Consider the following 14,528-nt stretch of genomic DNA (forward strand, 5'->3'; position numbering starts at 1 on the left):
CAAGGGTTCAACCTTGCCTTTTTTCATTAGATTTTATAACAGGCTTTAATTTTAAAGTGAGATAAGAAGCGATAAATGCTTTGATTAAGTCGCCAGGTATAAAAGGAAGTGCCCCGGCTAAAATGGCTTTTTTAAATGGTATTCCTGTAACAAAAGAGAGCTGAGTTACTCCTAAAATATAAACAAGAATTATTGCAAATAGGACATATGTTAAAAAAACATTGATAAAATTTGCTTTTTTATTTTTTAAAGTCGAAGAAATTAAAAAAGCTGCAAAGGGCCAACTTAAAATATATCCTCCTGTAGGTCCTACTAAAACATTTAAACCCCCTCTAAGTCCAGAAAATACAGGTATTCCAATTGCACCTAAAAGGTCAAAAATAAAAAGGCTTAAAAATGCTGATGTAGGATTTAAAAGTCCTCCAGCTAACATTACTGCGAAAGTCTGTCCTGTGATAGGTACTGGAGAAAAAGGTAAGGGTATTTTTACAAAGCCCATTATAAAAGTAATAGCAGCAAAAAGAGAAGCTAAAATCATGTCTTTAGTTTTTATCATATTTTCCCTCCACAATGTATTATTACAACAATTATTATATTTTTTTAAAAAAGAATTGTCAACTATTTTTGAATAATGGTTAACAATTTTTTAAAAAAGTAACCCTCTTAAATTTTTAAGAGGGCCAGTAGAATTTTAACTATCGCCATCATCAAATTTTAAATCTGCCATATCATAGGTGAATTCCGCTAAACGAACATTTATGAAAATTGGTATATCAGTGCGCATTGCCAAAGCTATCGCATCACTGGGTCTTGAGTCTAATTTTATAACTCTATCCCCTTGTTTTATATAAAGCTCCGCATAATAAGTGTCATCTTTTAAATCAGTAATCACAACTTTTTCGGGTTTTCCTCCCAGTTGTTCAATAACAGATTTTAAAAGGTCGGGGGTTAAAGGGCGAGGCGGTGTAATTCCTTGAAGAGGTATTGCTATGTTTTGAGCTTCTAGTGGACCTATAACTATAGGTAAAACTTTCTTTTCCTCTTCATCTGTCAATAGGACGGAGAAATTTCCTTCCACGTCCATCGTAATTGCCTTAACACGAAATTTTAACATTTTTTACACCTCGATTTAAAACATCTTCTTATTATCATTATATCATACTTATGCAAATTTAATCTGATTGTTTTTACACAGTCCGAGAACTCAATGTAAATTGGGAAATATTAGGTGAAAAATGCATTTTCGTTCCCAAAATCGACACTTTCGTTCCAAAATCAACAAATTTTATAAATTAAGTGATATAATATAAAAAATGGTCGAAAAGTATGTTAAATTTTGATTTAAGTTAGAAAATAGTAGGTTTGATAAGGTGTTTGCAAAATCCATAAAATTACAGAGAGTGAGAATTAATAAGGTGATGCCCTATGAATAAATTAATATTTGATGAAGTGCTTTATTCTCATAAAAGATGTTTAAAAATGGGACTTACACAGCCTATAGGTAATCCTTTGATATTTTTGGAAGAACAGGAGTTGCGGTTAAAAATAAGTGAAAATAACGAACTTATAAATGTTTTTAGAAAAAACGTTAATAGTATTTTCAAGCAACTCAAAGAGAGATAGGTGTTTTTATTAACCGATACTGATGGGTACCTTTTGGAAATGGTATATGAAAAGGAAATCTATAATAATCTTGGTAAATGGGTCTAATAGAGTAAATTGTATTTATTACATTTTTTTAGTTTAAATTAATGACAGGTTTTGGCTTGTTAGGAGAAAGATTTTTAACTATAGCAGTCTTAGCTGATAAAGATTTAATTTTGTACAATATTTATGTCTGTACAGCCAATGCTCTAGTTACATTTTTTACTAATTTAGATTAAAGGACGTAAAAACTACAGAAAAATGTAGTAGATAACAAAAAAATTTTATGCTAAATTAAAGGCAGGATATAGAAATGGATGTGAGTTTAGGAAAAATCGAGAAATAAAAGCGAGTTTTTTACGTATATCATAAGTGATAAAAAATTTGCCATGAATAGCAGGTTAAAATAGATGAAAATCGCGCGATTGTAGTCAGAAAGGAGAAGAGGGAAAGAGATGGAAGCAGTATTACAATGAATAGGTTTGTAGAATTGACAGAAGATGATTTGATGGGTGTTAATGGTGGAGTTAATTGGGCAGCTGTTGCAGCAGGTACAGGCGTTGTATTAGGGGCTGCAGCTTTAGCGGTTAGTGGTGGACTTGCTTTTATACCTGTAGCTGTTATCTTGGAGCTGGAACATCAGGTGAAATTGCCCTTGCGGATTTAACAGTTACCGCATCTGGTATAGGCGGTGCAACAATTGGCTATGGGTTTAGCCATTAATCTAATTGAACTTCGAGTTATCAGCAAGTTTACTTGCTGATAACTCGTAACTAAAGAAATGAGGTACGATAAAATGGGTTCTAAGAAAATGGAAAAACTGTTGTTTTTTTTTGACTTTTTTAATTTCTGTAATTGCAGTTTTGTCTTCTTTGATATTTTTAATGAACTTATTGATTTCAGGTAATATTGCTAATACAAATATTGTAGTGGTAATAGCTTTGATATTTGACCCATGTGTAATTTTAATACTTAATTATATAGTATACACTAAGAATTACAAGTATTCCCCATTGAAACAACCTGATGAAGTGAAAGAAAAAATAATTATAGGATTTATCTGGGCAATTTCCATATCAGTTTTATTGACTATATGTTTTTCTATAATGGGAATTTAATTTTAATTAGCAAACTTAAAAAACGTAATAAGTAGTATAATACACTCAATAAACATAAAGTAAATTTAAGAATAAAAGGTGGACATTAAAACGTTACATATACACAAAACAACCTAATATAAAAAATTGCGATGCAGCTTATTTTTATATTAGTAAGCATTAAAATAGTTATAAAGAAATGGTGAATATGAAAGAAAACTTGGTAAATTAGTTAATCTACTGAATAAATTAAATAATTTAAAATATGCAGGACAATAAAAAAGGACATAAGATCTAAAATAATAAAAAGTTACCTCCATCAACGGTAAATGGTCTATCTCAGTTGGTGTTAGCTCTTGATAGAACCAATAGAACCTAAAGATAAGGGGTAAATAAATGGATGGTGTCAATTTTTTGATGGAAAAATTAAATAATTTTCCTGTAATTAAGGTTTCTTTGTTATTTATAATTTATTCCTAATATTTACTGTATTAGGAATTATAGGTTCGTTTTATTTTAAATTCTTAATGGATTCTATACTTCCAAATAGATTAGTGAAAACTCTCAATATGTTCTCAATAGGAATCATTGTATTATATGTAGGCTTGTAAAAAAGCCCAGATTCATGATTTTATTAACAGTCTATCTTTACGATATGAAACTATGATAGAAGAAAATGGTGCAAATTTATCTGGTGGGCAAAAACAAAGACTTGCAATAGCAAGAGCAATCTTGAAAAAGCCTGATATATTAATAATGGAGGAAGTTACTAGTAATTTGGATAGTACTACCGAAAAAACAATACATGATATGATACATGAATTTAGTAAAGATATTACTGCTATAATAATTGCTCATAGATTAAGTACTATCATGAGAAGTGATACCATATATGTTATGGATAAAGGAAAGATTGTAGAGAGTGGTAGTCATGAAGAATTAATGAGATTAGGAGGAAAGTATTATGAATTATGGAAGGATCAAATTCCAATATCTAATTACGAACTTGGAGATGGAGAAGCAGCAGCCTCTAATTTGATAGGAGCGTGACTTTTGTGAGAGAGATAGTACAAAATATAGAAGAACTTACAGACAGCAGAGAACTTTTAGAATCCAAACCGCATCCTATTGAGAGTGTTTCTGTTTATATTTTATTACTTCTCATTATATCTTTCTTGATATGGTCTTATTTTAGCGAGAAAGAAATAGTTGTTAAAGCAAACGGAATTATAAGACCTTACAAAGATGAATTTATCATCTCAGACAAAGTGACAGGCAATGTGGAGAGAATATATGTTACAGATGGTCAAAAAGTGAAAAAAGGAGATGCTTTATACGTAATAGAGCATAAAAACTTAGAATTTTGATTATCAAATGATTATTAATTAGAGACAGGATAAAATTGAGCAATTACAACGTGAACTGTTGAGGCAAATTGAAGAGGCACAGGAAGCAATTTACAATGCAAGAGAAGAACTTGCAAATTATAAAAATGGATATATGCTAAATATCAAAAACAATATATGCTTAGCCTCAAGGCAAATATCGAGCAAAATGAAGAAAAACTCAAGGAAATTAAAGCTAATTTGAATAATGTAAATGTAGAAAAATTCACAGCAGATACCATAGCTCAAATAGAAGATAATATCTACTCTGATGAAAAAGAAATAGAGAAATTAAAAGGAAACCTTCAGAATGTAAATCTTGCAATTGAGGATTATATAATAAACTCTCCTGCAGACGGCAAAATTGATATGATAACGAGTATAAAAGAAGGGGATTTAGTACAAAGTGGATTAGAAATGGTTAAAATTATTCCAGATAATCCAGAATATATAGTAAAACTTTGTATTCCTAACAAAGATATTGCAAACGTAAAAGTTGGTCAAAAAATAAAATATCATATTTTAGCTTTGCCTTATCAAGAGTATGGGGAGCTGTCAGGTGAAATAGTAAAATTAAGTATAGACTCGAGATTAGACAAACAAAGTGGGCTTAATTACTATGAAGCAGAGGCAACTATTGACAATAAACCTTTGTACAATCGTAAAAGAGAAGAGAAAAACATAAGAGTAGGCATGATAGTAGAAGCCCATGTTATTGGCCATAGGGAAAAAATGCTTTACTATCTTTTAGAACAACTCAATTTGAAAGATTAGTTGAGTTCCTTTAACCTGTAGGGAATTAACTGTTGACAATTGGTGAGATTTTATATATATTATATATCAAATGGAATATGAGGCTATGAAAGAGAGGAGTAAGTGTATACTGGCTAAAGAGAGGGATATCCCACGGGCTGAAAGGATTCCCGCCAAAGGTACACTGAAGGTAGCTCTGGAGCCTGTAAACCGAAGTCCAGTAGGTTTAAACGGGTCTGCCCGTTATAGCTTGAGTGATAAATGAAGGTGGTACCGCGAAATGCCCTTTCGCCCTTTATGGGTGAAAGGGTTTTAAAATTTTACGGAGGGAGTGTAAGGCATGAAAGAGATAGCTAAAACCTACAATCCAAAGGAATTTGAAGATAGAATTTATGCTTTTTGGATGGAAAAAGGATATTTTACTCCTAAAATAGACCCTGAAAAACAGCCATTTACTATTGTTATACCGCCTCCAAACATAACAGGGCAATTACATATGGGACATGCACTTGATAATACTTTGCAGGACATATTGATAAGATGGAAAAGAATGCAGGGTTATGCAGCATTGTGGATACCTGGCTCAGACCATGCCAGCATTGCAACGGAGATAAAAGTTTTAGACACGATAAGAGAAGAAACGGGGCTCACGAAGAAAGAAATAGGAAGAGAAGAGTTTTTGAAAAGGGCATGGGCATGGAAGGACAAATACGAAAACCGTATTTTAAGCCAATTAAAAAAGTTGGGTTCTTCTTGTGATTGGACAAGGACACGCTTTACTATGGATGAAGTATGTTCAAGGGCGGTAAGAGAAGTTTTTGTTTCTCTCTATGAAAAAGGGCTTATATACAGAGGTGACAGGATAATAAATTGGTGCCCAGACTGCAACACTGCTTTATCTGATGCGGAAGTGGAACATAAAGAGCAAAAAGGGCATTTGTGGTACATCAAATACCCCATAAAAGGTGAAGATGGATATGTAGTTATAGCTACTACAAGGCCTGAGACGATGCTGGGGGATGTAGCAGTTGCTGTAAATCCTGATGATGAAAGGTATAAGGACCTGGTAGGTAAGACTTTGGTACTGCCACTTGTAGGAAGGGAGATACCTGTAATTGCTGACAGTTACGTTGACCCTTCATTTGGAACAGGTGCTGTCAAAGTTACACCTGCTCACGATCCAAATGACTTTGAGATGGGGACAAGACACAATCTTCCATTTATTAATATAATGAATGAGAATGCGACGATTAATGAAAACGGAGGAAAATATAAAGGTCTTGATAGATATGAGGCGAGAGAAAGAATAGTTAAAGACCTCAAAAATCTCGGACTACTTCTAAAAGTTGAAGACCACGTTCACAATGTGGGACATTGTTACAGGTGCGATACAGTAGTTGAGCCTCTACTTTCCAAACAGTGGTTTGTAAAGATGGAGCCTTTAGCGAAACCTGCTTTAGAAGTTGTAAAAGAAGGAAAAATTAAGTTTGTGCCTGAAAGATTCGAAAAAATATACACTAATTGGTTAGAAAACATAAAGGATTGGTGTATTTCAAGGCAATTATGGTGGGGACATAGAATTCCTGCCTGGTATTGCGATGACTGTGGTCATATAACTGTATCGCGTAAAGACCCAGAAAAATGTGAAGCGTGCGGAAGCATACACATACATCAAGACGAGGATGTATTAGATACTTGGTTTAGTTCTGCACTTTGGCCTTTCTCTACTATGGGTTGGCCAGAAGAAACAGAAGATTTAAGATATTTCTATCCGACAGATGTACTTGTTACGGGATATGACATAATTTTCTTCTGGGTTGCAAGAATGATTTTTATGAGTTTGGAATTTATGAAAGAAGTACCATTTAAGCATGTTTTGATACATGGTTTAGTCAGGGATGCTCAAGGTAGAAAAATGAGCAAATCTCTTGGCAATGGAATAGACCCGTTAGAGGTTATTGAAAAGTATGGAGCAGACACTTTAAGGTTTACATTAGTCATAGGAAATGCTCCAGGAAACGATATGAGGTTTAGTCAAGATAAAGTTGAACTCAGCAGAAACTTTGCAAATAAATTGTGGAACGCTTCAAGATATGTGTTGCTGAATTTAACTGATAATGATACTAATCTTTATACAGAGGGGTTAACTATTGCTGATAAGTGGATTTTGACAAGGTATAACAATATAGTAAAAGAAGTGACAGAGAATTTAGAAAAATTTGAGTTAGGAATAGCTGCGACAAAACTTTATGACTTTGTGTGGAGCGAATTTTGCGATTGGTATATAGAACTTAGTAAACCTGTGTTATACAGTGATAACCTTGAAGCTAAAAAGGTTACAAAGTCTGTTTTAAGATATGTGCTTGATAATACTTTGAGGCTTTTGCACCCCTTTATGCCTTTTATAACTGAAGAAATATGGCGGAATTTACCTCATGAGGGCGAGAGTATAATGATTGCTGAATGGCCGAAATACAAAGAAGAGCTGGATTTCACTGAAGAAGCGAAAAATGCTGATATTATAATGGAAGCTATTAGGACCATTAGAAATTTAAGGGCAGAAGCAAATGTTTCCCCTTCTAAAAAAGCAAAAGTTATTGTGGCTGTTGAAAATGAAAATTATGTAAAGATGTTTGAAGTGGGTACAAATTATATAATGAAACTTGCAGGTGCTAGCGAAGTTGTAATTGAAACAGATAAAAGTAAAATTCCTCATAAAGCTTTGAGTGGAGCAATAGAAGGAGGGTTGGTGGTACTTCCACTTGAAGATTTAATAGACTTAGAAGAAGAGATAAAGAGGCTTAATGAAGAAAGACAAAAAGTGATAAGCGAAATTGAAAGAGCACAAGGGCTTTTAAATAATGAAAATTTCATCAAAAAAGCGCCAGAAAAAGTAGTCAGTGCGGAAAGAGAGAAATTAGAAAAATATACTACAATGCTTAAAAACATAGAGGAGAGACTTAAGTTATTAAAGAGTTAACCTCTAGGGGGATTTGTATGTTATCTTTGTTTAAAAGGCCCAAAAAAGAGTCTCAACTGGTTATAAGAGAGGCTAAGATAAAAGATGCGAGTGGGATAATAAAGCTTTTAAACAGTGTTGGAAGAGAAAAATTGTATATGGTGTCAGAGACATTTAATTGGTCTGAGGAGGAAGAAAAACAGCTTATTAAAAATTTAGACCGCAACAAAGATTTGATCCTAGTGGCAGACTACGGTGGTGAAATCGTAGGCTGCCTCACTCTCTTCCGTTATTATGGGGGAAGATCTCCTAAAGTACAACATGTAGGAGAAATAGGTATAAGTATAGACGCTCGATTTAGGAATATAGGAATCGGGACAAAGTTGTTTACGGAAGCTATTAATTGGGCAAAAAGCAAAGGTTATGAAAAACTTTGCCTCAGTGTTTTTAGTACTAATAAGGTAGCAATACACCTTTATAAGAAATTTGGTTTTGAAGAAGAGGGTAGAAGGAAAAAACAGTTTAAAATTGGTGATGAATACGTAGATGAGGTTTTGATGGGATTGTTTTTGTAAAATCCGTTTATATGGGAGATGGGTTTAAATGAACTATGAAGAAGCAATTAGCTACATACATGATACATACAAATTTGGCATAAAGTTGGGATTGGAAAATATAAGAAGATTATTAAATTATATGGGGAATCCTCAAAAAAACCTTAAAATTATCCACGTTGCTGGTACAAATGGAAAAGGCTCTACATCAGCTTTTATAAGCAGCATTTTGCAGCAGGCTGGATACAAAGTAGCTTTATATACTTCTCCCTACCTCGAAGAATTTGAAGAGAGAATGAGAATAAATGGAGAAAATATTTCCAAGGAAAAGTTGATTTATTATGTTGAATATATAAAGCCTATAATATCTCGTATGGTGGAGGATGGCTACAATCATCCGACAGAATTTGAAGTGATAACTGCAATTGCTTTTAAATATTTTTATGATGAAAAAGTGGATTTTGTAGTATTGGAAGTGGGGCTTGGAGGCAGATTTGACGCCACAAATGCTATTAATTTTTCATTAGTTTCTGTTATAACCACTATTGATTATGACCATACAGAAAGATTGGGACATACTTTAGGCGAGATTGCATATGAAAAGGCAGGCATTATCAAGCGAAATGGAGTGGTGGTAAGTTTTTATCAACAGCCAGAAGCGATGAAGGTCATCACAGAAGCATGTGAGGTAAGAAATGCTTATTTGACTGTACTTGAAAAAAGTAACGTAATTATAAAAGAACAAAACCCTGATTTTCAGATTTTTGACTACAAAAAATACAAGGACTTAAAAGTTACTTTATTGGGAGAACATCAGATTTACAATGCTGCTTTGGCAGTAGAGAGCGTGGAAAAATTAAAAATGTATGGATATGAAATTACAGAAAGAGATATAAAGGAAGGGCTTTACAGGGCAAAATGGCCTGGAAGATTGGAAGTAATGAGAAAAAAACCCTACGTAGTAATAGATGGTGCTCACAATCCTCAAGGAATGACTGTTTTAAAAGAGTCTCTAAAATTATTCAAATATGATAGACTGATTTTAGTAATTGGAATGCTTAAAGACAAAGATACGCAGAAAATGCTGGATATCATTGTGTCAGAGGCAGATATTATAATAACAACTACCCCAATAAGTGAAAGAGCTTATAAGGCAAGTGAACTTGCAGAGCGGATAGAAAAAGAAAAAGTGATTGCGATTGAAAATATTGAAGAAGCGGTAAAATACGCCCTGGATATAGCTAAGGAAGAGGATATGGTACTTTTTTGTGGGTCATTGTACATGATTGGTTATGTGAGGGCTATGCTTAAAAAGGTAATAATTAAGACATAGTTTTAATATAATGTAAGGTGTAAAGGTCGTAAAGAGAAGGTGGTTGTTATGGAAATGACAGGGACTGCGTTGTTACGGGAGATAGATAAAGCACTAAAGGCGATGAAAGAAGCAGAAAGAAATTTAGAAATGCTGGAAAATGACAACTACCTCAAGATAAAGTTAGCAAGGCTGAAGTACGATTTTGCAAGACAAGAATATTTGAGGCTCTTAAGGATTGCTAGAGAACAAAAAATCAAATATAACATGAATGAATTGATGGAAAAAATAATAGACGTATGATAAAAGCGGTCTTTCGACCGCCTGATTTATTGTTCAGGTATTTTAATTTCTTCTTGAAAATCGCACTTAAAATCTTTATAGGTCACACAAAAATTGTTGCAATTATGGATACATGTAATTGCATTACATTTCTTCAACGTTCTAATTGGTGCATTCACTTCTTTTGAAGAGCGCATAAATTCTAACTCTAAATAAGTCATATCAATCGCCCTTTCCAATTTGATAATTTTATTATACACTTAATTCATTTATCTGTCAATTGCATTTATAAAATTTAAAAATTCATTTTATGGCCAAATTTCTCGAAGAATTTGCTATAAGTTAACGGTTTTTGAAAAATGGTTTAATATTTTTAACACTTTGGATAGGGCTTAATTTTATTTTGTTTATTGAAAAAAGGAAAGGAGTATGATAAAATGAATAATGTGTCGGGGCATGGCGCAGCGGTAGCGCGCGCGGTTCGGGACCGTGAGGTCGCAGGTTCAAATCCTGTTGCCCCGACCATGACAGTAATTGTGCAGGTTTTCGGACTTATCAACAGGCTAAAAAACGTGTGGTTGCGAAGTAACTCAAACATTAGGATAACGACCAAAATATATCGATATGATATATGACTACTTTGGTGGTAAATTTACAAAAATATTACAATACGCTCACAATTTAAGTGAGCGATTTTTTATGGAGTTATTGGTTTCCCAAATATATCCTCCTGCATATTATGGAATTATGCTAATATGTGGGGGGATGTGTTTTGTACATTTACATTGCCAATATGGGAGAAGATATTATTGAGCGAGTTAATTTGAAGACAAATCACAGAAATTTTGCAAAGATTAAATCATATAACAATAAGCATCTGCCCTTAAATGTCTATTCTAAATATTTATGTGGTCCTCATCGATTAATTTTAGATAAACAAAGGCAGAAACTGTATTCTTTAAATGCTTATGATAATTCAATTAGTATAATAAACCTAGAAGATTTTACTTCAGAAACTTCTCTGTATGTAGGTAATTATCCTAATAATGGCATTATGCATGGAGATTATATATTAGTGATTAATGGGGACTCAGACTCTATAAGTATTTTTGATATTGGAGAGAAAAAAGTGATAGGGCAAGTTAAAGTAGGAAGTTTCCCCCAGGACATAATTTACAATGAAAAATATGATTTGATTTTTGTGAGCAATATGAACTCCGATGAAATTTTATTAATCGACCCTTTTAGTTATAGTATTGTAGATTTTATTGGAACAGGGGCAAGACCTACAGGAATGATTTTCTCTGAAGATTGGGACTATTTGTATGTGGTAAACAGTTATTTTGAAACAGGGGTAAATGGGAAAATTTCTGTAATAAGCCTGCAAAGTTTTAAAGTAACTGGTGAGATAGAAGTAGGAAAAGTTCCTACAATGGTACGGAAAAAGGAAAACTTTTTATATGTACTTAATTCTTGCTCTAATACGCTATGCAAAATAGATTTATTAACAAAACAGAAAAAAGAAGTTTATTGCGGATATGCACCTGGGTATTTATGTATTTTAGATAAATATGCTTATGTTTCTTCTGCAGAAGAAAACAAAGTGAATATAATTGACATTGATGAAATGAGGGTAGTAAAGTTTATTGAAACAAGAAAAGAGCCCCAAGGCCTTGTTATTGACCCGTGAGGACTTTTATTATGTATGCATATACGTCTTGAGATTTTTGTTTCCAATTATCGCAGATAAGTTTTGCCTGCTCGCTGTTTACTACATTTATATTTAGCTCAATCAAAACTATATCATTTTCTACGACTTTACAATTAGCTATATATTGATTATCGCCTTTTTTGTAATAAGTGGCTATATATTGAGATTCCTGTTTTATTTTTTCTTTGTTTAAGAGGATGTATTCGTCTATTTTTTGCCGTATTTCAAAGGGAATTCTTGTAAAAAATAGTTTTAAAATGTTTATACCTTCTTCTGTAATAAAATATTTTTCTTCTTCTAATTTTATAAAACCAGTTTCTATTAACTCGTCAAGGTATTGTCTTAAATAGAAATAGTTCATAAGTTTGTTATCTAAGATAATTTTGCTTATTTGCTCGTCTGTAATAGGCATATTTATTCTGTTTAAGATGTATAGTATAATTAACTTGTTTTCTGCTAATTCTTGTATTTCGTACGCCAAGTTACCACCTCGCATTATTACTATATGTGGTATGTTTAAGTTAATTCTATCACAAAATATGCAATAATAAAAGAGAGTATACGAAATACTCTCTTTATCTTTTTATTTTTGCATGTATTCTGATTCACTTCCTGCAGCTCCTTGTGGGCCCCCCTGTGCAGAAGTAGAACCATATATACTAATGCCTCTTGCCATGGCAGATTCAGCAAAATGAACCATTCGTCTTAACATTTGTCCTCCTACTTTGCCGCAATCTCGGCTACTTACATATCCCCAATAATCTTCAGAACCTTGCTTAACTGGAAGGCCAAGCTCTGATGCGATTTCGTATTTCATATTATCAAGGACTTTGTGAGCCTCTGGTACCATTTTTGGACGATCATTCCAACTACCTCTTGCCATTTAAATCCCTCCTTACTCTTTCTCATACTTAATTTGTGTAGGTGGATAAAAAATATACTTTGAAAAATTTAAAAAAATATATTTTATTGTGTTAAAATATTTATGTGCATAAATTTTACTAAAAGGGTTGAAAAAGATGGAAAAACAAAAAATTTTAGAGCAAAAAATAAAAGAATGGGGAGCTTCTTTAGTAGGTTTTTCAAATCTTGAAGGTATCATACCTGGTAATCTTTCAGATATTTCTTATGGCATTACTGTTGTAATAAAGTTGTCCGACAGAATAGTGGATGAGATAACAGATAAACCTACCCATACTTATTATCACCACTATAGGTCTATAAATACATTGATTGATCAAATAACTTTACGGACTGTCCTTCTCCTTGAAGAATGGGGCTATAAAGCATTAGCTGTTCCTGCGTCTCAATCGATTGCTGATTTGGGAGAATACAGAGGACTTTTTCCACATAAAACTGCTGCTACAAGAGCAGGGCTTGGTTGGATAGGAAAGAATGGTCTTCTTGTGACTGAAAAATATGGACCAAGAGTGAGATTAGGAACAGTTTTAACAAATATGCCTTTTGAAACAGGAAGCCCCATTACTAAAAGTAAATGTGGCATCTGTAAATTATGTGTAGATGCCTGTCCTGCTATGGCACTTTATGGTACTCTATGGAAAGAGGGGATACCGAGAGAAGAAATAGTTGATGCGAGAGCTTGTAGTGAATATATGAATAAAAATTTTAAACACATTGGAAGAGGCTATGTATGCGGTATTTGTATGGAAGTCTGTCCTTACGGAAAGAAAAAATCTGTTGACAGGTGAAAAGGTTTTTGATAAAATGAAATTAAACAACCAAAACGTTTTGGAAAAGGTGGATATTAAATGGCGGTTACAATAAAGGATATAGCGAAATATGCGGGTGTATCTGTTACAACGGTTTCAAGAGCTTTAAACGGATACCCGGATGTAAGCGAGGAAACCCGTGAAAGAATTAAAAAAATAGCAGAGCAATTAAATTATACTCCAAATTCCATTGCAAGAGGGCTTGTCACAAATAAAACCCATACGGTTGGATTGGTTGTTTCTGAGTTAATAAAACCGGGGGCGTATCATCCTTTCTTTCTCGAAGTGCTTGCGGGTATAAAAGCAGGATTAAGGAAAGATAAATACGACCTTATACTTTTTACTGTAGACCCAGAAAGCCAAGATGTAACTTCTTATGAGAAGCTTTGCAATGACAGAAAGGTTGAAGGGGCTATTGTAGAAGGTTTAAAATTGAGTGATCCTTATATTGAAGAAATAAAGAAAACACAAATTCCCACTGTCCTGATTGATATACCGATACTGACTGATAAAGTGGGATATGTAAGTTCGGATAATGTTCAGGCGGCTTTTGAAGCTACAAGTTATCTTATAAAGTTAGGACATAGAAATATTGGATTTATAAATGGTCATAATGATGCGGCTGTAAGTTTTGAGAGGTTAGAAGGTTATAAAAAAGCTCTTGAAAAAAATAATATACCTTATAAAGAGGAATATGTAGTTTTTGATGATTTTACTCAAGAAGGTGGGTATAATTCTTTTAAGACGTTGGTTTTTGAACATCCGGAAATAACTGCTGTATTTCATGCTTCTGATTTGATGGCAATAGGGTCTTTCAAAGCAGCAAAGGACTTAGGAATGAAAGTTCCTGATGACATCTCTATTGTAGGCTTTGACGATATTGAACTTGCATCTTTGATTACTCCTGGACTTACTACCGTAAGACAAGATACTTTTAAGATGGGATATAATGCAGCAAAACATCTTTTATCTATTATAAAAGGGGAAAAGCCTCAGCATATATTAATACCTCATAAGCTTGTAATTAGAGATTCAGCTAGAAAGATATAATTTTTTTAAAAAGTATCCAAAACGTTTCGGATAGAATTTTTGGTAGGGATG

The 14,528-nt window shown here is 33.2% G+C and carries 16 protein-coding genes, 1 tRNA gene, 1 pseudogene and 1 other annotated feature; of the genes and pseudogenes, 14 read left to right on the forward strand and 4 right to left on the reverse strand.

The genetic code is table 11. The features are described from left to right. Nucleotides 1-7: 7 nt before the first annotated feature. The gene (locus THYS13_RS00450; RefSeq protein WP_042832657.1) at nt 8-556 is read right to left on the reverse strand and encodes a biotin transporter BioY; all 549 of its coding nucleotides are present in this window, start codon (nt 554-556) and stop codon (nt 8-10) included. A 135-nt stretch (nt 557-691) separates the two neighbouring features. Continuing rightward, nucleotides 692-1,114, reverse strand: coding sequence for a bifunctional nuclease family protein (locus tag THYS13_RS00455; RefSeq protein WP_042832658.1), 423 nt, complete (start codon nt 1,112-1,114; stop codon nt 692-694). Nucleotides 1,115-1,425: 311 nt separating this feature from the next. On the opposite strand from THYS13_RS00455, the gene THYS13_RS00460 reads away from it, so the two are divergent. The 12 genes and pseudogenes from THYS13_RS00460 to THYS13_RS00515 all read left to right on the forward strand — a co-directional run bounded on the left by THYS13_RS00460 (nt 1,426) and on the right by THYS13_RS00515 (nt 11,676). Beyond that, the gene (locus THYS13_RS00460; RefSeq protein ID WP_052210437.1) at nt 1,426-1,623 is read left to right on the forward strand and encodes a hypothetical protein; all 198 of its coding nucleotides are present in this window, start codon (nt 1,426-1,428) and stop codon (nt 1,621-1,623) included. A 493-nt stretch (nt 1,624-2,116) separates the two neighbouring features. Beyond that, nucleotides 2,117-2,311, forward strand: coding sequence for a Blp family class II bacteriocin (locus tag THYS13_RS00465; protein WP_042832659.1), 195 nt, complete (start codon nt 2,117-2,119; stop codon nt 2,309-2,311). A gap of 166 nt (nt 2,312-2,477) precedes the next feature. Then, nucleotides 2,478-2,762, forward strand: a complete 285-nt coding sequence (locus THYS13_RS00470) for a hypothetical protein (RefSeq protein ID WP_042832660.1) — start codon at nt 2,478-2,480, stop codon at nt 2,760-2,762. 582 nt (nt 2,763-3,344) lie between these two features. Next, nucleotides 3,345-3,791, forward strand: a pseudogene (locus THYS13_RS00475) (ATP-binding cassette domain-containing protein); the annotation flags it as partial. A gap of 5 nt (nt 3,792-3,796) precedes the next feature. Continuing rightward, complete coding sequence (locus THYS13_RS00480) at nt 3,797-4,108, forward strand: biotin/lipoyl-binding protein (RefSeq protein WP_042832662.1); 312 nt, start codon at nt 3,797-3,799, stop codon at nt 4,106-4,108. A 156-nt stretch (nt 4,109-4,264) separates the two neighbouring features. Next, on the forward strand, nt 4,265-4,900 hold the full coding sequence (locus THYS13_RS00485; RefSeq protein WP_052210438.1) for an HlyD family efflux transporter periplasmic adaptor subunit: 636 nt from the start codon (nt 4,265-4,267) through the stop codon (nt 4,898-4,900). A gap of 76 nt (nt 4,901-4,976) precedes the next feature. Then, nucleotides 4,977-5,178: a binding site (T-box leader), on the forward strand. Between the two features lie 41 nt (nt 5,179-5,219). Continuing rightward, complete coding sequence (locus THYS13_RS00490; protein ID WP_042832663.1) at nt 5,220-7,859, forward strand: valine--tRNA ligase; 2,640 nt, start codon at nt 5,220-5,222, stop codon at nt 7,857-7,859. 17 nt (nt 7,860-7,876) lie between these two features. Beyond that, entirely contained in the window at nt 7,877-8,413 is a 537-nt protein-coding gene (locus THYS13_RS00495; protein ID WP_042832664.1) for a GNAT family N-acetyltransferase, read from the forward strand. A 28-nt stretch (nt 8,414-8,441) separates the two neighbouring features. Next, nucleotides 8,442-9,725, forward strand: coding sequence for a folylpolyglutamate synthase/dihydrofolate synthase family protein (locus tag THYS13_RS00500; RefSeq protein ID WP_042832665.1), 1,284 nt, complete (start codon nt 8,442-8,444; stop codon nt 9,723-9,725). Nucleotides 9,726-9,773: 48 nt separating this feature from the next. Next, nucleotides 9,774-10,007, forward strand: coding sequence for a hypothetical protein (locus THYS13_RS00505; protein WP_042832666.1), 234 nt, complete (start codon nt 9,774-9,776; stop codon nt 10,005-10,007). Nucleotides 10,008-10,436: 429 nt separating this feature from the next. Then, nucleotides 10,437-10,511: transfer RNA gene (locus THYS13_RS00510), tRNA-Pro, on the forward strand. A gap of 247 nt (nt 10,512-10,758) precedes the next feature. Then, nucleotides 10,759-11,676: a YncE family protein gene (locus tag THYS13_RS00515; protein WP_042832667.1), complete on the forward strand. Its 918-nt coding sequence runs from the start codon at nt 10,759-10,761 to the stop codon at nt 11,674-11,676. On the opposite strand, the gene THYS13_RS00520 is transcribed toward THYS13_RS00515, so the two are convergent. Together THYS13_RS00520 and THYS13_RS00525 are read right to left on the reverse strand one after the other, a co-directional pair. Then, a complete protein-coding gene (locus THYS13_RS00520; RefSeq protein ID WP_042832668.1) occupies nt 11,663-12,178 on the reverse strand; it encodes a DUF4364 family protein in 516 nt (171 codons plus the stop codon). The two genes, THYS13_RS00515 and THYS13_RS00520, sit on opposite strands and share 14 nt — an antisense overlap. 102 nt (nt 12,179-12,280) lie before the next feature. Next, on the reverse strand, nt 12,281-12,580 hold the full coding sequence (locus THYS13_RS00525; protein ID WP_042832669.1) for an alpha/beta-type small acid-soluble spore protein: 300 nt from the start codon (nt 12,578-12,580) through the stop codon (nt 12,281-12,283). A gap of 136 nt (nt 12,581-12,716) precedes the next feature. Between THYS13_RS00525 and THYS13_RS00530 the strand changes: the two genes are divergently transcribed. Next, nucleotides 12,717-13,406, forward strand: coding sequence for a 4Fe-4S double cluster binding domain-containing protein (locus THYS13_RS00530; protein WP_042832670.1), 690 nt, complete (start codon nt 12,717-12,719; stop codon nt 13,404-13,406). A gap of 60 nt (nt 13,407-13,466) precedes the next feature. Next, nucleotides 13,467-14,477: a LacI family DNA-binding transcriptional regulator gene (locus THYS13_RS00535; RefSeq protein ID WP_042832671.1), complete on the forward strand. Its 1,011-nt coding sequence runs from the start codon at nt 13,467-13,469 to the stop codon at nt 14,475-14,477. Nucleotides 14,478-14,528: the final 51 nt, after the last annotated feature.

Source organism: Thermoanaerobacter sp. YS13 (assembly GCF_000806225.2).
Taxonomy (GTDB): domain Bacteria; phylum Bacillota; class Thermoanaerobacteria; order Thermoanaerobacterales; family Thermoanaerobacteraceae; genus Thermoanaerobacter; species Thermoanaerobacter uzonensis.

What these genes read in the sequence shown, in the direction of transcription:
- THYS13_RS00450 (WP_042832657.1), bottom strand. Translation starts at nt 556, where the DNA reads ATGATAAAAACTAAAGACATGATTTTAGCTTCTCTTTTTGCTGCTATT.
- THYS13_RS00455 (WP_042832658.1), bottom strand. Translation starts at nt 1,114, where the DNA reads ATGTTAAAATTTCGTGTTAAGGCAATTACGATGGACGTGGAAGGAAAT.
- THYS13_RS00460 (WP_052210437.1), top strand. Translation starts at nt 1,426, where the DNA reads ATGAATAAATTAATATTTGATGAAGTGCTTTATTCTCATAAAAGATGT.
- THYS13_RS00465 (WP_042832659.1), top strand. Translation starts at nt 2,117, where the DNA reads ATGAATAGGTTTGTAGAATTGACAGAAGATGATTTGATGGGTGTTAAT.
- THYS13_RS00485 (WP_052210438.1), top strand. Translation starts at nt 4,265, where the DNA reads ATGCTTAGCCTCAAGGCAAATATCGAGCAAAATGAAGAAAAACTCAAG.
- THYS13_RS00490 (WP_042832663.1), top strand. Translation starts at nt 5,220, where the DNA reads ATGAAAGAGATAGCTAAAACCTACAATCCAAAGGAATTTGAAGATAGA.
- THYS13_RS00495 (WP_042832664.1), top strand. Translation starts at nt 7,877, where the DNA reads ATGTTATCTTTGTTTAAAAGGCCCAAAAAAGAGTCTCAACTGGTTATA.
- THYS13_RS00500 (WP_042832665.1), top strand. Translation starts at nt 8,442, where the DNA reads ATGAACTATGAAGAAGCAATTAGCTACATACATGATACATACAAATTT.
- THYS13_RS00505 (WP_042832666.1), top strand. Translation starts at nt 9,774, where the DNA reads ATGGAAATGACAGGGACTGCGTTGTTACGGGAGATAGATAAAGCACTA.
- THYS13_RS00525 (WP_042832669.1), bottom strand. Translation starts at nt 12,580, where the DNA reads ATGGCAAGAGGTAGTTGGAATGATCGTCCAAAAATGGTACCAGAGGCT.
- THYS13_RS00530 (WP_042832670.1), top strand. Translation starts at nt 12,717, where the DNA reads ATGGAAAAACAAAAAATTTTAGAGCAAAAAATAAAAGAATGGGGAGCT.
- THYS13_RS00535 (WP_042832671.1), top strand. Translation starts at nt 13,467, where the DNA reads ATGGCGGTTACAATAAAGGATATAGCGAAATATGCGGGTGTATCTGTT.